At 61.0% G+C, this 18,093-nt stretch carries 8 protein-coding genes and 3 tRNA genes; 3 read left to right on the top strand and 8 right to left on the bottom strand.

The annotated features are described in order from the left end of the window. Window positions 1–11: 11 nt before the first annotated feature. The 4 genes from ACQY1P_RS11230 to ACQY1P_RS11215 all read right to left on the bottom strand — a co-directional run bounded on the left by ACQY1P_RS11230 (window position 12) and on the right by ACQY1P_RS11215 (window position 1,536). Complete coding sequence (locus ACQY1P_RS11230) at window positions 12–593, bottom strand: NuoB/complex I 20 kDa subunit family protein (RefSeq protein WP_062453236.1); 582 nt, start codon at window positions 591–593, stop codon at window positions 12–14. Continuing rightward, window positions 584–949, bottom strand: coding sequence for an NADH-quinone oxidoreductase subunit A (locus tag ACQY1P_RS11225; protein ID WP_430256410.1), 366 nt, complete (start codon window positions 947–949; stop codon window positions 584–586). The genes ACQY1P_RS11230 and ACQY1P_RS11225 overlap by 10 nt, the downstream gene beginning before the upstream one ends. A gap of 375 nt (window positions 950–1,324) precedes the next feature. Then, a tRNA-Asp gene (locus tag ACQY1P_RS11220) sits at window positions 1,325–1,401 on the bottom strand. A gap of 58 nt (window positions 1,402–1,459) precedes the next feature. Next, window positions 1,460–1,536: transfer RNA gene (locus tag ACQY1P_RS11215), tRNA-Asp, on the bottom strand. Window positions 1,537–1,814: 278 nt separating this feature from the next. Between ACQY1P_RS11215 and ACQY1P_RS11210 the strand changes: the two genes are divergently transcribed. After that, a tRNA-Val gene (locus ACQY1P_RS11210) sits at window positions 1,815–1,890 on the top strand. Between the two features lie 997 nt (window positions 1,891–2,887). Next, a complete protein-coding gene (locus tag ACQY1P_RS11205) occupies window positions 2,888–3,679 on the top strand; it encodes a metallophosphoesterase family protein (protein ID WP_430256409.1) in 792 nt (263 codons plus the stop codon). Here ACQY1P_RS11205 and ACQY1P_RS11200 read toward each other — a convergent pair. Genes ACQY1P_RS11200 through ACQY1P_RS11190 form a run of 3 tightly spaced genes read right to left on the bottom strand, consistent with a single transcriptional unit; the run spans window position 3,676 to window position 13,332 of the window. After that, the gene (locus ACQY1P_RS11200) at window positions 3,676–4,449 is read right to left on the bottom strand and encodes an SDR family oxidoreductase (protein WP_430256408.1); all 774 of its coding nucleotides are present in this window, start codon (window positions 4,447–4,449) and stop codon (window positions 3,676–3,678) included. The two genes, ACQY1P_RS11205 and ACQY1P_RS11200, sit on opposite strands and share 4 nt — an antisense overlap. Window positions 4,450–4,465: 16 nt before the next feature. Beyond that, on the bottom strand, window positions 4,466–5,899 hold the full coding sequence (locus tag ACQY1P_RS11195) for an aminotransferase class I/II-fold pyridoxal phosphate-dependent enzyme (RefSeq protein ID WP_062453239.1): 1,434 nt from the start codon (window positions 5,897–5,899) through the stop codon (window positions 4,466–4,468). Further along, window positions 5,896–13,332 carry a type I polyketide synthase gene (locus ACQY1P_RS11190; protein ID WP_430256407.1) on the bottom strand — a complete coding sequence of 2,479 codons (7,437 nt, stop codon included), beginning with the start codon at window positions 13,330–13,332 and terminating at the stop codon, window positions 5,896–5,898. The genes ACQY1P_RS11195 and ACQY1P_RS11190 overlap by 4 nt, the downstream gene beginning before the upstream one ends. Before the next feature lie 441 nt (window positions 13,333–13,773). Between ACQY1P_RS11190 and ACQY1P_RS11185 the strand changes: the two genes are divergently transcribed. Continuing rightward, the gene (locus ACQY1P_RS11185; protein WP_430256406.1) at window positions 13,774–14,622 is read left to right on the top strand and encodes a DUF6030 family protein; all 849 of its coding nucleotides are present in this window, start codon (window positions 13,774–13,776) and stop codon (window positions 14,620–14,622) included. 26 nt (window positions 14,623–14,648) lie between these two features. Here the strand turns inward: ACQY1P_RS11185 and ACQY1P_RS11180 are convergent, their stop codons facing one another. Next, window positions 14,649–18,092: an AAA family ATPase gene (locus ACQY1P_RS11180; protein ID WP_430256405.1), complete on the bottom strand. Its 3,444-nt coding sequence runs from the start codon at window positions 18,090–18,092 to the stop codon at window positions 14,649–14,651. Window position 18,093 lies beyond the last annotated feature (1 nt).

Here is an 18,093-nt window from a genome sequence, read left to right as displayed (position 1 = left end):
TCCTCAAGCCCTCAACGCTCGATCGTTCCGGTGCGCCGGATCTTCTTCTGCAGCAGGAGCACGCCGTAAAGCAGCGCCTCTGCCGTGGGGGGACAGCCCGGCACGTAGATGTCGATCGGCACGATGCGGTCGCAACCGCGAACGACGGAGTAGGAATAGTGATAATACCCACCGCCGTTTGCACATGATCCCATCGAGATGACGTAACGTGGCTCCGGCATCTGGTCATAGACCTTGCGAAGCGCAGGCGCCATCTTGTTGGTCAGCGTTCCCGCCACGATCATCACGTCCGACTGGCGCGGCGAAGCGCGTGGCGCAAAGCCGAAACGCTCGACGTCATAACGCGGCATGGAAAGCTGCATCATTTCGACGGCGCAGCAGGCCAGACCGAACGTCATCCACATCAGCGAGCCGGTACGGGCCCAGTTGATCAGTTCGTCGGTCGACGTGACAAGAAAGCCCTTGTCGGCGAGCTCATTGTTGATCTCGCCAAAGAACGCGTCGTCGCTGCCAATCGGCTTGCCGGTATTCGGGTCGATAATACCCTTGGACTTCGGCGCGACGAGAGTTGTGCCGCTATCGACTACTCCCATTCCAGCGCTCCTTTTTTCCATTCGTAGATAAAGCCGATCGTGAGGACACCCAGGAACACCATCATGGACCAGAAGCCGAACCAGCCGATTTCACCGAAGGACACAGCCCAAGGGAACAGGAAGGCAACTTCGAGGTCAAAAATGATGAACAGAATCGACACGAGATAGAAGCGGATGTCGAACTTCATGCGGGCATCGTCGAAGGCATTGAAGCCGCATTCGTAGGCGGAAAGCTTTTCCGAATCAGGCGCCTTGTAGGCAACGGCGAAAGGCACGATCAGAAGCGCCAGACCGATCACCAAGGATATACCGATGAAGATCGCGATCGGGACGTAGGAAGTGAGGAGTTCACTCATGATATTCGATCCCTGCTTGCCTTTAGCGCCGGGCGACGCTCGAACATGAATTCGACAAGCGTACGTGCATTGCAACAAGGCGTGACTAGCGCAGCGTGAGGAAAGGCGCAAGCCCTTTGAGTCCCCCTCACCTACCAATAATACTCCACTGGAAAACACCAGTTCGTTCGCCAACAAATCAGTACCCGACATGTTCCCGGCCAAGGGTCTGCCGACGGTCTTCTAACGATGGAGTTTTATTCAGGAATAGCGATTCGAGAGGCGCGGCGGACGGACGTTGCAACTCTCAGCGCGACAGGTGGGTTCGACGACCCGATCATTCCCCATCCCGGTGAGGATAGAGACCCTTGATCAGTTTGGAGGAAAGAAAGTAAATGGCGCGAGTGACGGGGCTCGAACCCGCGACCTCCGGCGTGACAGGCCGGCACTCTAACCAACTGAGCTACACCCGCGCATATTGCCGACTTTACGGCGCCGCATCATTTGGACACGACGTTCGAGGAAGAAGAATGGCGCGAGTGACGGGGCTCGAACCCGCGACCTCCGGCGTGACAGGCCGGCACTCTAACCAACTGAGCTACACCCGCACATTTCTTCAGAAACTTTCGTCTCTCACCAGGCAGCCTCGACTGCTCGGTTGGCCGCTTCCTAAGAGGTTCGACGGGAGGTGTCAAGCAAGTTTGAAGACAAAATAATGACGCCACTCACTTTCCCACATCGAGGCCCGTGGTTTGTCGTAAAGAACCCTTATCTGCCACGGATTTTGTCGAAAATTCAAAAAAATGTCGTCAAAGCTCTTGCGGTTTTCGCGCGATCCGCATAGATCACGGCCACCGAAGCGGCAGACGAACGGTCTGCGGTTTAGGGGCGATTAGCTCAGTTGGTAGAGCGCCTCGTTTACACCGAGGATGTCGGCGGTTCGAGTCCGTCATCGCCCACCATTCTTCGGCCCTCCCTCCGAGATAAATTCCGTAGAATTCTCTCGCGCTGACAATGGCACATGTTTGCCCATCACTGCTCTTTGGACGATTGCGTTGACCAGAAATAGGCGGCGGTCAAAGGGGGCTCATCCGCTCCGACAGAATACTTCGCGACTTCAACGCCAGGTTCCAACCGATTCGTTATCTAGTCTTAGTCAGTCGATCACCGGCAGATGACGTTGGCAGGCTACACCATTGTGGTTTGCATCGCTGAGGGGCTACGTTGCAGAAGACTGTCGGCCTGCACGGCAATACGCGTTGTAGCAGTTGGACGGCCGGCGAACACTCTCCGGTCTCTTGTTTTGTACGCCTGTCCGGCAGCACTTCAACAGGGACTGGCGCAGAGGCGAGCAGCATGCCATTGTCCCGCCATGAAAGCTGCCGCTGTCGCCTTTATTCTTCTCTCCTGCTGCGCCGTCTTCGTCGGTGGCATAGAGGTGTTCAAATATCGCCAAGGGGTCAAGCAACTCGCGGCGACCTACGCGCAGAGGCAGCCTTAGCGACAGCGCAGAAGCTCTCGTGCACTCGAAGCGCTTACCCGTTCAATCAAAGATGCTGAGTCGTTTGCTGATGTTCAGGTTCGGCATCACGCCGTAAGCCTGGCCCGTCCTGTAGGTGGTCTGCAGACAATAGTATGCGAAAATCCACAGGAAAAGGCTTGCCATAATCGAGATGGCAACGATCTGTATCCGCATTTATTTCCCTCCCCCAGCTCCTCCCCTCGATAGTGTTTCAAAATAAAACAACTGTCCATAGCAGCACGAGGACTTGGTGAAGTACGGCATTATATTTTGCGGAGCGCCGGTTTATACTTTCTCATACTGCAGCGGAGGTGCAGCAGCATCGGGATCGTTGAACGGTTTGCAACGAGATCCGAAAGGGCTTGTTAAACGTCCATTAGGGGCACATTTCCCATTGTATCCTCACGTTCTCTCTCATTCTCGAAACGAACTGTATCATGCGCAAGGTCATCGGGTGGCTCACCCAGAAACGTTCCAGCCAGGGGAGCGTCCCACGTCCCCGTCGGCGTATCGACCTTGGCGTAGACGCGCCGACCTATCCGATCTACGCGATCGGCGACGTGCATGGCTGCCTGGAGCTCCTCAAGGAAGCCGAGTCGAAGATCGCCCGGGACATCGAAGAAACGCGCCGTGCGGGCGTGGTGGTTCTTCTCGGCGACTATGTGGACCGCGGCCCGGCATCCTCGGGTGTTCTCGACTATCTGATCAAGCCGAGCGAATACGGTCTGCGCCGACTGCCGCTATGCGGAAACCATGACGATGTGTTCCGCCTCTTCCTCGATGATCCGGACACGCATGGCGAATGGCTGAGCCTCGGCGGAGAGCAGACGCTGGCGTCCTACGGGCTCGACGTGCATGACCAGAACTTTCGCCAGCGCAGCCGCAATGGCACGCTGAAGCAGCTGCTGGCTGAAGTCGTGCCCGATGCGCACCGCCAGTTCCTCACCGATTTGCCGATCAGCATGAAGGTCGGACAGCTTCTGTTCGTCCACGCCGGCATCCGGCCGGGTGTCGCGTTGAAAGACCAGGAGGAGGCTGACCTGATGTGGATCCGCGATCCATTCCTCGCCAAAGGACCAAACCTTCCATCCACCTTCGTGATCCACGGCCACACGCCGCAGGCTGAGCCTTCGCTCGGACCGAACAGAATCGGCATCGATACCGGGGCATTTTATTCGGGCAAGCTGACAATCTTGAGGATTGCGGGCGAAGAGACGCGGTTTATCTAGCGACGTCTGGAAAACCAGGCCGCAACGAACGGCTTTACCAGTGGACCGAACAGGCCAAGGCCAGTGATGGAAAAGCCGAAATAGACTTTCTTCGACCGCCGATCGATGCCGCGAACGATCTTTTCGGCAACGGCATTCGCCCTCCACGGCGGCGCGGCACCCATCAGAGCCCGTGCCTGCGCCGGGCGTTTGGCGAGTTCCCTCTCGAACTGCGGCGTTTCGGTATCCGGCGGGAAGCACAGCGATATGGTGACGCCATCTCCAACCGACTCAGCCTGGAGGGCCTCGGCGAAGCCCGTGAGCGCCGACTTGGAGGCACAATAAGCTGTGTAGCCGGGTATGCCGATCAGTGCCGCACCCGAGGACACGATCATGATTGCGCCCTGCCCGCGGCTCTTCATGCCCGCGTAGACTGCGCGTACAGCATTCGCCGTACCGAGCAGGTTGACGTCTATCTGGCGGGAAAAGTCGCTCTGCGATTGCTGGTCGAAAAAAGCGGGTTCTACCATCCCGGCCGAGGCAACAAGAACGTCGCACGGTCCGAATGCGGCCTCGCAGGCATCAACAGCACGCGAGATCTCGCTATCGTTCGCGACATCCGCGCGTTCACATCTGATGTCAGCCTTGCCGGTACTGCGGAGGTCGACAACAGCGCTTTCAAGCATTGCCGCCGTGCGCGCGATGATCGATACGCGCGCACCCCGGCATGCGTAGATCCGCGCCACTTCCAGTCCGATGCCGCTTGATCCACCCGTTACGATCACGTGCATCGTCGTCGCCACAGCCTCAGGTGTTGTCGGGCGACTGGAGAAGCGGCGCAAGCTGCATCAGTTTTTCCGGGCTGAGAGAGGCAAGACCGAAATTCCTGTCCTGCAGGTCCTTCAGGCGTCTTGCTGTCGATTCCACCGCGTGGCGAATCTGCTCTTCCGTATGGTCGCTGGTGATAAAGAATCGCAACCGGGCCATGCCTTCCGGGACGGCGGGATGAATGATCGGCAAAGCGTTGACGCCATCTTCCAGCAATTCGTTCGACAGCTGGATGGAGCGAAGCGAATCACCGACGAGGATCGGCACGACGGAGAAGCCGAGGCTCAATCCTGTGTCGAGACCGGCTTCCCGGGCGAGCTTCAAAAACAGCGAACCGTTCCGGTGCAACTGCTCGGCCCGATCCGGTTCCTCGCGCAGAATATCGAGGGCCGTGGCTGCAGCCGTTGCCAGAACAGGCGCAAGCCCGACGCTGTAGACGAAACCGCCCGCTTCTGCCTTGAGGATGTCAGCCAGCGCCCGGCTACCGGCAATATATCCGCCGCAGCTCGACGTTGTCTTCGACAGGGTGCCCATCCAGATATCGACGCTCTTCGGGTCGATATCAAAATGTTCAAACGAGCCGCGACCGGTCTTGCCGAGAACGCCGAGCGAATGGGCCTCGTCGACCATCAGCCAGAAGCCGTACCGATTGCGCAGCTCGATCAGGCGCGGCAGGTCGGCGATGTCGCCATCCATCGAATAGACGCCCTCGACAATCACGAGCACGCGCCGGAAATCGCCGGCGAGCGTGTTGAGCACCGTCTCGAGATTATCGACGTCATTGTGCTTGAACAGGCGCCGCGTGGCGCCGGAAAGCTTGATGCCGGCCAGCGCGCTGTTGTGGATGAATTCGTCGTGGATGACGAGGTCCTTGGGGCCGACAACACAGCTGATTGCCGCAACGTTGGTAAGGTAGCCGCTGACGAAACAGACTGCAGCATCAACGCCGTAGACGCTGGCAAGCTTTTCTTCGAGTTCCGCATGCACCGGGCGCTCGCCTGCGACCAGACGGCTGGCGGAGGCGGAAATGCCGAAACGATCGATCGCAGCCTTGGCGGCTTCGGTCACCCTCGGGTCCGTGTTGGTGCCGAGATAGTCGTAGGAAGCAAAATTCGCATAGACTTCCCCGTCCATGGTCGTCGTCGCGCCGGCGGCTTCGTCGTGCGAGCGATAGAACGGGTTGTCGACGCCGATGATTTCGCTCGCCTTGCGCTGCACCATGACCCGTTGATATTCGGGCAAGGCGTCAAAGCCGACCGGAGGGCGGGCCGGCTGCTGCGGCTGTGCATTGAGCCGCGTCGTGCGATTGCGCCCGACGTTTTCGTTGGCCTTGCGCATCTGGTCGATAAAATTGCCCTTCCCCCCAAGGCTCAGCTTGGAGGGCCGGGTTTCATCCGAACTGCTGTCTGTCACTGCGTTGCGGCTTTCTGCTGCGTCGAATGGCTCTTGACCAGCCGGTCGATCACTTCGTTCTGGACGGTGTCGTCCTCGCCGTTGCGCTTGGCGACACGCTCTCTCAGACGGCTTACCACGTCGCTGACGGACGTGTCTTCCCCTACTCCGCTCAGCGGAATATCAAAGCCCGTCTTCTGCTGGAAGCTCATACCGAGCTCCATCGCCATCAGACTGTCGAGACCGATATCCTTCAAGACCTTTTCCGGCGTGATACTGTCTTCCGTGACACGCAGGATCGTGGCGATTTCAGACGCGACGAGGTTGTGAAGAAGCTGCTGCGCTTCATCCGCCGACTTGCCACGGATCAGATCCTCAAGATCAATCCGGTCGCCATCGGAGGCCGATTGCTGATTGCCGGCCGAACGGATCGCCGTCTCGAAGATCGAGGCGTTAGAAATCGGCAGCATCCGCACTGCCTGCCAGTCGACTTCGGCAATCATCACGGCTGCCGCATCAATGGTGCCGGTGTCTGACGCCATGTAGCGTTCGACCTGCTCCAGCGCATCGCGCGCCTTCATGGCCGTTTTGCCGATTCGCTTGGACAGGATTTCGTTGACCTCGGCATTGCGTGCAAGGAAACCGGTATCGGCAATGGCGCCAAAGCCGACTGCGAGACCCGGCTTGCCGGCCGCGCGACGTGCACGGGCAAGACCTTCGAGATAGCCGTTGGCAATGACGTAGTTGGCTTGGCCCGGGTTACCGAGCATGGTCGTGGCCGAGGAGAAGACGAGGAAGAGATCGAGATCGTCGCCCGCCGTCAGCTTGTCGAGCAGAGCCGCACCGCGAACCTTGACCTCGACAACCGGTCGGTTGCGCTCGGGCGTCAGGTTGGACAGAAGCGCGTCGTCGAGCACCATGGCCGCGTGAACGATGCCCTTGATCGGAGCCTGCTTGCGCAGGCTGTCGAGGAGCTTCGAAAGAGCCGGCTCGCTGGTGATATCGCAGGCATGGACAGATGCTTTGACGCCCTTCGCCTTCCATTTGGCGATCGCCGCCTCGGTTTCAGTGTCGGCGACACCCTTGCGCGAGCAAAGTGCAATCTGCTTGGCACCGCGTGCGGCAAGCCAGTCTGCCGCAACGAGGCCGAAGCCGCCAATGCCGCCGGCAACCAAATAGAGGCCATCCGGATCGAAGGCGACCGGCTTTTCGTTTGAAATCACCACCTTGTCCTTGCCGGCAACCGGAGGACGGATGACGATCTTGCCTATCTGGCCGGCATTCTGCATCAGACGGAAGGCACTGCCGATCTCGTCATAGCCGAAGGCGCGATAGGGCAGCGGAGACAGGTCGCCCCGTTCGAACAGGACGCCGATCTCGGTAAAGATCTTCTTCGTGATCGCCGGCAGCTTCACCAGCAACTGGTCGGCGTCGATGCCGAAATAGCTGATGTTGCGACGGAACGGACGAAGGCCAATCTTGCGGTCGGAATAATAGTCGCGCTTGCCGAGTTCGAGGAAGCGTCCGAACGGTTTTACCAGTTCCAGACTGCGTTCCATCGCTTCCGAGAACAGCGAGTTGAGGACAAGGTCGACGCCTTCGCCGCCGGTGACGCCGCGCACGCGGGCCACGAAATCCAGCGAGCGACTGTCGAACACATGGTCTGCACCAAGCGCTTCCAGGAAGCGGCGTTTTTCCACCGTACCGGCCGTCGCGATGACAACTGCACCCTTCAGCTTGGCGATCTGCAATGCGGCAAGGCCGACACCGCCAGCCGCGCCATGGATGAGGATGGTTTCACCAGGTTCGATATGGCCGAGCTGGACCATGGCGTAATAGGCCGTGAGGAATGCCACCGGAACGGTTGCAGCAGCCTCAAAGTCGAGGCGGGCCGGGAACTTCGTAACGCCGTCGCGTCGAACCTTGACGTGGGTGGAGAAGGCGGCCGGGCCGATGCCCATGACACGGTCTCCGGCAACGAGATCCGTCACCGACGCACCGACCGAGATGACGCGGCCGGACATTTCCATGCCGATGGTTGCGCCGGCAAAGCCGTCTTCGAGCGCTTCTTCCGGAAGCAGGCCCATGGCCCACATGACGTCACGGAAGTTGAGGCCGGCCGCTTCCACGGCGAGAACGATCTCGTCGGCATCCGGCACCGGCTCGGAGGCGCTCTCCCAGATGATGCTGTCGACGCGTCCATTCACCGTCTGACGGATCGTGGCCGCGGTGAAGTCGGCGCTTTCTGTATCCTTCGGCCCGAACGGACCGCTCGATGCGCGGATTTCCGACAGCGAACCATGGCGCAGGATCCACTCACGGTTGGTACTGGCGGATGCAAGGATCTCGCCGACATACAGGCCGAGTTCCGCACTGTCCGTCTCGAGATCGAGAAGGTGCGTGGCGACCGCATCGTATTCGTTCTGAAGAACGCGGGCGAAGGTCCAGAGACCGGCGTTGACGTCATCAGTCGCCTCACCGGCAAGCGGCGAGCCGCCGGGTGCGACGATCACGAGACGGGACTGGTCGCCCGACGCGAGGCTGGCGCTATGGCGGGTGAACGCTTCAACGATACGCTTCAGGTTTTCGATACGTGCCAGAGCGACATCGGAGGCTTCGCGATCGCCCAGACGTTCGGCGAGGAAGATGGCTTGCACGGGTTTGCCATCGAATCCGGCAAGCGACTGCGAAATCGCAGTCTCGTCCGCATCCGCGCTGAGCAGGACGACGGTGTCGCCGTCACCAAACGCTGCAGCACGGGCAACATCTTCAGCGAAGACGAGCGCCGACGGGATCGACGGCAGTGCCTGCAGCTGGTCGGCCGCGGCCGAGGATGCGCCTGCAACGATCAGCAGCCCTTCGGCCACATCTTTCTCTTCGACAAGCGGGGCGGCAAAGCCGAGACCTGTCAGAAGGTCGGTTACCTGTTCGGTTGTCGCGAGACGCCCGACCGGGAATTCCGGCGACTGACTTGCGGCAAACCAGTCATCCGACAGGCCGAAGGCAAAGTCGTTGAACGCTGACGGTGCACGGTCGACGAACAGGAATGCAGCGCCTCTTGCGGCAGCGCCTCGCACAGCCGAACGAAGGCTATCGTCGGCGACCAGAACCGCCTGGCTTTCAAGTCCGGCGGCAACGATCACATCGATGCCGCGGAGATCGGCCAGCGCCTTCGGCTCGATCACCGCGACATGTGCATGCTGTTCGAAGGCAAGTTCGAGTGTACGGCGAACGCTTTCGCGCGGCTCGACGATGGCGAGCGTCGCCGAGTGATCGACGGCAAGCGACGCAAGCTTGCTGCTGACGGATACGGATGTGGAGCCGAGCTCGACAATGACCCGGGTCCGGCCGCCATTGGCCCGACAGGCTTGCTCGACAAGATGCAGCGCCAGATCGGAGCGCTTGCGCCCAAGTGGCGAGTGAACAAGCACGTGTTCGAGCGTTGCTTCGCTGGTGTGGCGCGCTTCGGAGACGTCTTCGCCACTATGGAGGCCGGTAAGCGACAGGTGTTCCAGAGCATCGCGATAGGCATTGTGCAGCAGCACGGCCTCGGCGATACGTCCGGAATCCTCACGGTAGATTTCTTGCAGAAGTTCAGAGACGGCCGGCATGGTGAATTCGGACGGCACGCGCCAGCCGGATTCCTCGGACGACGCGATCCCGGCATCTTCCAGAATAAACAGACAGCTTGCCAGGAAAGCCCGGAAATTGGGTTCTCCCGGGAACTCGGTAACGGACACGAACCCGACCTGTGATGCGAGCGACAGCGCAATCTCGTGGCAGGCACGGTAAATCATTGCATCCAGCATCAACGACGCAGTGTCCTTGGCTTCTGCATCCGTCGTCGCGGCCAGTAGACCGCCGGCAAACCCGATCCGAGCGAAATTGCCTGACATCGTCGACGGCACGGCTTCGTAATGGAACGCAACCGAAGCCAGCGTGTGATGACGACGCAACGAGGTGCGGCGGAACCGGCAGTCGTCAAAAGAGGCGACGATTTCGCCATCTTCCCCGAACATGCGGAAGTTGACTTTGATCGAGAAGCCGCTGAACCGTTCGATCTCAATGACTGCACGGGTAATAGGCTTGGCCCGCGCCCCCACCCGAACCGAACCAAATCGTACGGGGATATAGGGAGAGCCGGCATCGCTGCCCGATAACTGGTCGAACATGGCAACGAGGCCATGGAACACCGCGTCCACCGAGAACGGGTTGAGGTTGTAGGTCAGATAGGGGTGGGCCGGAGCCTCGGCCGCTTTCAGATCGACCTCGACGGTGTTGCGACCAAAGACGCGCGCTTCGCGCAGCAGCTGGAAGTGCGGGCCGTATTGAAGGCCGAACTTTTCGGCAGTCCCGTAGACCTCCAGCGAGGAGAGCTTCGCGCTTTCGCCTTCGTTGGCGCGCCAGATCTGACGGTCAGATGCATGCTCTACTGGCTTGCGGCAGCGGGCCACCGCATGCACGGTCCAGTCGTCGCTGCTCAGTCGTTCGCGCGAGCGGATTTCGATATCGCCTGTCTCGGGCGACAGGATCGTCGATAGCTCGAGCAGCCGGTCGGTACGAAGTTCGAGCGGACGCACGATCTCCATATTCGTCAGTTCGACGTCGTCGGACCCGAAATGCACCTGTGCGGCTGTGACGGCGATCTCGACAAATCCGCTACCCGGAAGGATCGCGCGCGAATCGACGACGTGCTCAGCCAGATCCGGGAAAAGCTGCGCGTCGACATGGTTCTTCCAGTGGGCGCTGTTGGGATCGGTGCGCCATCCGAGCAGCGAGTAGCTGCCGCGGTGTTCGCGGCCGAAGATATCGACCTCATCGGTCGTGTTCGCCATCTTCAAGACGGACGGCTCGAGCGGCAGGACCGGGAGGCCTGCAAACGCATCGCGCTTGCTGCTACGGCGCGACACGCTCGGCGAGACGCCGTGGGCGATGGCGCGGGCAAAGGACTGCGCGATCGGGTCACGTCCCTCGATCGGGGTCTCGCGCTGCAGGGTGCCGATCACGACAGCCGAATGCGACGCATGCTTGGCGATTTCACTGACATAGTTCGACAGAATCGAACGCGGCGAAATCTCGATGAAGAGGTTGCAGCCGAGGTCCAGTGCTGTTTCGGCCGCGGACTTGAAGAGAACCGGATCGCGGACATTCCGCCACCAGTAATCGGCATCCAGGCCGCGGCAGTCGTAGATGCCGCCGGTGACCGTCGAAACATAGATGCAGGCGCCACTCTTCGGCTCGATCGTCGGCAGGTCCGCGAGGAAAAGATCGCGCGCGCTGTCGATGATCGGGTGATGGAAAGGGTAGTTGATGTCGAGAACATGGACGACGGTCTGCGCCTTGCGTGCCGCATCGCGAAACGCCTGGATCTCGTCAGTCGGACCGGAAATCGTGACCGAGTTCGGTGCATTGATGGCGGCGACGCCAATCTCGTTCAGACCATGGGTCTTTGCGAAGGCAAGCGCCGTCTCCTCGTTCATCACAGCGGCAGCCATCTTGCCCTTGCCGGCAAACAGATCCTGCGACTTGGAGCGCTTGGCGACGATCGCCACGGCTTCCGCAGCCGTTAGGGCCTTGGCGGCATAGGCAGCTGCAATTTCGCCCACAGAGTGGCCGAAGACGACATCCGGGCGAACCCCGAGATTAGCGAGGCAATCCGAGATGGAAGCCTGGATCGCAAACAGCATAGGCTGAGCGATCTTGGTATCGGCAAGCCTACTGCCGATATCGTCGGCAAACAGCAGATCCGAGAGCTTTTCGCCCAGGTGATACTCGAACAGCGCGCTGAAGGATTGGAAGCACTGGCGGAAATGGCGGCTTTCACGATAGGCCTCAACACCCATTCCAGCCCACTGCGCACCATTGCCGGAAAACACGAAAGCTGTCTTGCCGGGATGGGACGGCGCTTCTCCGCGCTCCCCCTGCGAAGCCGTTCCGGCCAAATGCGTTTCGATCGCCCTGAGAACCCTGCCCTCGTCCTTGGCTTCGACGGCGAAGCGATAACGCATCGGGTCGCGATTGGCGCTGGAGGCGGCGATCATCCGACGTGCCTTCACAGCATCGGAGCGTTCGAGGGCCGACTGGTAGTTTTCCAGAAGCGACTTCAGGGCGGTGGCGCTATGGGCGCTGGCAAAGAAGAACTGGCTGTCGGCCTTGGTGGGCAGCGCCGGCGTGTCGACCGGCTCGGGATCGCCGATCACGACGTGGGCGTTGGTGCCGCCGAAGCCGAACGAGTTGATGCCGGCGAGCCGAGCGCCCTTGGCAGGCATCAGCTTCATCGCGGACATATTGACCCGCACGTTGAGCGAGGCGAAGTCGATATCCTCGTTGGCTTTTTCGATATGCAGCGTCGCGGGCAGGAAATCGTTTTCCAGCGCGATCATCGCCTTGATGAGACCGAAAAGACCCGACACCGGCTCGGTATGGCCGATATTCGACTTGATCGAACCGATCGGTAGCGGGGCCGGACGGTTCTGGCCGATGACAGTGCCAATGGCCCAGACTTCCGCCGGGTCGCCCACACGCGTTCCCGTGCCGTGGCCTTCGATAAAGGCGACGCGGTTCACGTCGATGCCGTTACCCTGGTAGATGGAGCGCAGAAGATCGGCCTGCGCCTCACGCGATGGCAGACTGATGCCGTTGGTGCGGCCCGAAGAATTCACGCCTGTTGCGTGGATCTTGGCGTAGCTGCGGTCATTTTCCCGCTTCGCGCGATCGCTGCGACGAAGGACGATCGCCACCCCGCCTTCGGCGCGGACATAGCCATGGCCGTTGGTGTCATAAGCACGGCAAAGCCCTTCGGGCGACAGCATGCGCGCCTGCGCGAAGCCGACGAAGGAGAGCGGGTTGACCAGGATATTGACGCCGCCGACGATCGCGGTGTCGATATCACCGCGCTCGAGCGAGCGCACCGCCTGATCCAGCGCCACCAACGACGACGAGCAGGCGGTGTCGATGGTCATGCTCGGCCCATTGAGGCCGAAGACGTGCGAAATGCGGTTCGAGACGATCGAGAGCGTGTTGCCCGTCATGAAATACGGGCTGCCGGATGCCGGATCCTCCGACGACAGCGTACTGTTTTCGAGACTGGACGCGCCGATATAAACGCCGACCTTTTCCTTGGCGAGCGTGCTTGCCGGAAGATTGGCGTCTTCCAGCGCCTGCCAGACCAGTGTCAGAAGCACGCGCTGCTGCGGGTCCATCTGCATGGCCTCGCGCTGCGAAATGCCGAAAACGGCAGGATCAAAGTCATACAGCCTGTCGATAACGCCTGCGGCAAACGTATAGGTCTTTCCAGCGATACCCTGTGCCGGATGCCAGAAACGTGCCAAGTCCCATCGATCTCCAGGGATCTCCGAAACGGTGCAACGGCCGCCGCTCAGGATCGTCTTGAGTTCCTTGACGGAGCTTGCACCCGGCGCCACACAGGCTCTACCAATAATTTCGATCGTCATTGTCACTCTGTTTTCACAGCTAAAATGGCGGATGCGGAATGCCCGCATCGGACAACTTTAACAACATACTTATTAGCGGATGTCACGAGAAAAGCTAATACACATATGGCCCAAGGCGGGTTCAGGGGTTCGCAAAAAGCACAAAGTTATTGCATAAACAAGCCATTACATAACCTGCCTCCTGTTTATACTAGCATGGGTTGGATCGCCAGATACCTTACAGCAACAATCAACCATACAGTGAACAGAAAGCGGCACCACGCCTGCAAATGGAGTTGAGAAGGCGAGACAGCTTACAGCTCCGACCAACGTAAACTCGTCCGCCAGACGCTGATGACCGCCGGTCGAATCGAAAATATGGCGAAGCTCTAGATTTGAAGCCTGTTAGTAATGTGGTAAGCGCAGGCATCATCGCAGGCATTCCTCGATCGGAACAAGACTATGCCGCAAGAGGAGAGGCCCGCAATTTCGACCCCTGCCGAACAACGTCGCCGACGCGGCGGCCGGTTGTTCGTTCTTGCGGTGTTCCTTCTCGTTGTCTTCAGCGGGCTTGCGGCGACCGTCCTTTTCGTCAACGAAGGGCGCAACTATAAGCGTCTGGTGCGCCAGTTCGGCCTGCAAACCTATCTGCTTCCTCCTCCTCCCGCACCGGCTGTTCGCATCGGGCGCCAGCGACGGCTTGCGGCGAGTAGCAAGCAGCTGCCCAGACTGGTCCGGCCGCTGGCGCACGACACGTCGCGTCTCATCCCACCCGTTACGGCATCAACCGAGGAACGCTGCCAAGCACTGGCGGGCATAGGCGTTGAACCGCCGAACTTCTTGGCGGGCGCCAATGTATGGGAGTGCACGTTCTTCCTGCCGCTGGGCCCGGGTGAAGATCCGGCGTCTCTGTTCATCCAGGCGAAAGGGGTTGGAGAGGATGACCTGCGCACCTTCCGGATCAAGCTCAGTTTCACGGATGAGCGCCACGACGGTGCGCTGTTGCAGACTGCACTGACCACGCTCGACGGTTACGGCCTGTCGCTGACACCGCAGAGCCGGTCATATCTCGAGGCAAGGCTTTCCGCCCGCACGGCGTTTAAATCCGATCTCGAAAACTACCGCGCCACCTTTGTCCCCGAAATGATGGACCAGCGGCGGTTCAACCTGCTCCTCGTTGCCCATCCCGTTAACATGGCATGCCCGGTACCGACGCCCGAACCTGGCAGAGCGTCACAGCGAGCGATCGTCAGCACGCGGATCGGCTGCCTGACGCTCCCAATGGGGCAAGTTTTTTCGCCGCAAGGCTAGCCACGCTACGCAACCGTCAGATTGCGTTAAATCCTGATCAAGTCCAGCCGCTCGCCGAGTTCGCGCTGCGCCGTTTCCACCAGGCTCAGCTGGTGGGTGAACAGCACCGTCTGGAACTTGTCGCCGGCGGCAGCGAGTGTGCGGATGCCGGCTGCGGTCCGTTCGTCGTCGAATGTCTGGAAGATGTCGTCGAGGATCAGCGGTGCGGGTTCGTTGCGGCTACAGTAATCTTCGAGGAACGCCAGACGCAGTGCGAGATAGAGCTGATCGCCGGTGCCTTCGCTGAGGCCCGATAGCGGAACCTGCTCACCGGTGTTTCGCTCGACAGCCAGCTGCAGCTCGTCCTTTTCGTCATAGAGCTGCACCAGCTTCGCAAACCGTCCACCGGTGAGATCCGCAAATACCTTGCCGGCCCGCTGCATGACCGGATCGGCCTGATGCTCGCGATAGGTTTCCATCGAGGACGATAGAAGGCTGGCCGCGAGCTTCAGCACCACCCACCGCCGCGCAAGGTCCCTCGCCTCGGTTTCGGCCGCGTGCTTCTGGAACACCGCGCGCTCGGCACCGATGCCGCTTTCCAGTTCGCGGCGACGGCGGGCATTGTCGGCCTCGGCGGTCCTCAAAGTCGAGATACGGTCGATCTGCCTGCTATCGGCGCTTTCCAGCTGTTCGATCTCAAGACCTGCCGTCACCTTGTCGAAATCGACCAGCGCTGAGCGCACTGCCGCTTCATCGTCACCATCAGCGTGCTCGTTGAAACGGGAGCGGCACTGCAGAAGCTGTCCGTTCAACCGGCTTCGCTGGCGCAATTCCTCCAACACCTGCTCGAGGTCGGCGACGTCTCGCGAGGCGGATGCGGCAAGGGAAGCAAGCTCGTCCTGCAGGGTCTTTTCGCGCGTGGCATAGCGTTCGAGAGCGAGCGTCGCACGTTCGAGATCGACCGACATCGCAGCCTTGTGCTTGGCAGCGGCATTGGCATCCATCGCCCGGTCGTTGAGCAGCCCGGCCGCGACATCCGCCGGCACCGAGATCAGGTCGGGCGCCACCTTGGTGCAGAGGCTGCGGATCTCTTCGTCAAAGGTTTCCATGTCGCGCTGCATGCCGCGCACACGGCGGCGGCGGTTTTCGCGCTCGGCCAGAATATCCGGCACGCTGCGCCAGACATCGAGCGCTGCCGCTGCCATGTCGACCGTCGCCTCATCCGGCAGACCGGCCATGGTCGCAGCGTTGGAGAATGCAGCCCGCCAGCTATCGACCTCACGACGCAACACGGTTTCGCGCTCTTCGAGACGTTGCAGCGCATCGACAGCGGAATGGCGCTTGCCTTCCAGCGAGCGGCTTTCCGTCCAGCGTTCCGCGATCTCTGCCAGTCTGCGGTCGAGAGCACGCGCCAGGGCCGCGGGCGGCAAGGCGGCTGCGGCAAGGCCGATCGCGTCGGCAAGACCGACCAGCACCGGCTTCAACCGCTCTTCCTTCAGCCGTGCGGTCTGCAGCGCGTCGTTCGCATCCTTCAGCGCCTCGACCTGATGCGACAGGGCTTCGACGCCGCGGCGCCATTCAAGCATGCGCTCGGGCGATAGCGGCGAGATGGGCACCGAGCGGAACAGGTCCTCGAATTCGGTGATCGCATCCGACAGCGCGATATCGCTTTCGCGCGCTTCGGCGCGGGCGTTTGTCAACTGATGCTCGATCTCGTGCTGACGCAAGCTGAGTTGTGCGTGCCGGGACACGCGCTCGGCGTCGGTCAGGGCGGCGTCGGCCAGTTCGTCGGCATTCTGAACGGCCTTGTGCACATCGGCGAGCTTATCCGCTGATGGCTTTGCTCCGAATGCGGCAAGACCAGCATCGCGCAGCTGGCGGGCTTCCATGATGTCAGCACGCGAAACGATGCGGCCCTGCCCTTCCAGCGCCGCCATCTGATCGGCCACGGTCTTGGCGTCGGCCTTCACCGTCGTCAGCGTCTGGGTGATCCTCGCATGCACCGCGCGTGCGTCGTCGATCAGTTTGCGGTGGCTGCTGAGCGCTGCCAGATCCGGCAGCGGGCTCGCAAGCAGGGCGTCGATGTCCTTGACCGGCGGATCGAGTCTTGCAACGGCGGCGGCAAGATCGCTCTCTGCCCGTGTGGCGCGGACCTGCAGGTTTTCGATGCCTGCGAGATCACTGAGTTCGGGGCGCAGCGCCGTGAGCTGCTCGGCCCATGGTTTCGGATCGATCAGGCGGCTGTCCGGATTGGCTTCATCCAGACGCCGCAGCGCCTCGCGCTCTTCTTCCAGACGGAGATGCAGCTGTTTGAGGCTGCGGTCGAGTTCGCTGCCTTCCTCGAGCAGGGTCTTCAGCCGCACCAGGTCGGCATCGGCAGGCTGGTAGCGTTCAAGGTCATCGGTCCTGACAAGACCTAACCTGCGCCCCAGCTGCACCAGCCGGGTGTCGAAATCCTCGACCTCGCCGCGCACCCTCGCGATATCCTCGCGGGCCTTCAGATAGACGCCCTTGTCAGCGTGGCGGGCAAGAATGCTGCCGGCAGCGGCGATCAGCGCGTCGTCGACATGGAGAGCGGCGATCTCATCGCTCAGTCGCGAGACTTCGGTTTCCGCCGCCCGATGCGCGTCGTCGTTGCGCCGCGCTTCGTCCAGCGCCCGCGCCAACGCATCCTCGAAGCCCGGCGGCAGCGATCCCAGCGCCTGATACTGCGCCAGTTGGTCCTGCTCGCGATCGATTTCGCGCAGCACCGGCTCCAGCCGCATCAGTTTGCGCAGCCGTTCCAGCGTCTGCTTGGTGGTTTCGCGCTCGGTCTTGATGGTGGCGAGTTCCGCTTCCAACTCGGCCTGCTCGGCCAGCAGCTTCTTCCAGTCGCCGGACTTCAGCTCGTTGTCCCGCTCGGCCTTGCGCGCCTCGTCATGGCTGTCGAGGACCTGGTAAAACAACCGGTCCTTGGAGCGGCGCGCCGCGTAGATGGTGTCGGCCTCAGCATCGAAGCTTTTGCGCAGGTCGGAGAGGCCGGTAAGGCCCGACGCTGCGGAAAACAGCAGGCTGCCGATCTCGCCACCGCTTTTCAGCATGCTCTGGCCGCCGGCGCGCAGCGACGCCGAATCGAGACCGAAGGCGCGCTGAAACACATCGCGGTTCAGCGTGCCGAGAAACGGTGCCAGCGCATCTTCGGGCAGCGCTTCTTCCGCGTCGCTTGCGGCGAGCAGCGTGTTCTTGCGGCCGCGACGACGGCGAAAGCCCAGCTTGCTACCGTCGCGCGTCTCGATTTCGGCGCCGACGCGAAGTGCAGTCGCATCGTGGAGAAAACTGTATTCGGCAGCCGTCGGAAAACCGAACAGCAGATCCGAGATTGCCGACAGCGCGGAAGACTTTCCGGCTTCGTTCGGGCCATAGATGACATGCAACTGCGCATCCGGCCGGAACGCAAGCGCGCGATCGGTAAGCGCGCCGTAGCGCAGGATGTCGAGACGGGTGAAACGCATG

It is taken from the genome of Neorhizobium sp. DAR64872/K0K18 (assembly GCF_050500175.1).
Lineage (GTDB): Bacteria > Pseudomonadota > Alphaproteobacteria > Rhizobiales > Rhizobiaceae > Neorhizobium > Neorhizobium soli.
This window is presented reverse-complemented; position numbering and strand designations above follow the sequence as displayed.

What these genes read in the sequence shown, in the direction of transcription:
- ACQY1P_RS11180 (WP_430256405.1), bottom strand. Translation starts at nt 18,092, where the DNA reads ATGCGTTTCACCCGTCTCGACATCCTGCGCTACGGCGCGCTTACCGAT.
- ACQY1P_RS11185 (WP_430256406.1), top strand. Translation starts at nt 13,774, where the DNA reads ATGCCGCAAGAGGAGAGGCCCGCAATTTCGACCCCTGCCGAACAACGT.
- ACQY1P_RS11230 (WP_062453236.1), bottom strand. Translation starts at nt 593, where the DNA reads ATGGGAGTAGTCGATAGCGGCACAACTCTCGTCGCGCCGAAGTCCAAG.
- ACQY1P_RS11200 (WP_430256408.1), bottom strand. Translation starts at nt 4,449, where the DNA reads ATGCACGTGATCGTAACGGGTGGATCAAGCGGCATCGGACTGGAAGTG.
- ACQY1P_RS11190 (WP_430256407.1), bottom strand. Translation starts at nt 13,332, where the DNA reads ATGACGATCGAAATTATTGGTAGAGCCTGTGTGGCGCCGGGTGCAAGC.
- ACQY1P_RS11205 (WP_430256409.1), top strand. Translation starts at nt 2,888, where the DNA reads ATGCGCAAGGTCATCGGGTGGCTCACCCAGAAACGTTCCAGCCAGGGG.
- ACQY1P_RS11225 (WP_430256410.1), bottom strand. Translation starts at nt 949, where the DNA reads ATGAGTGAACTCCTCACTTCCTACGTCCCGATCGCGATCTTCATCGGT.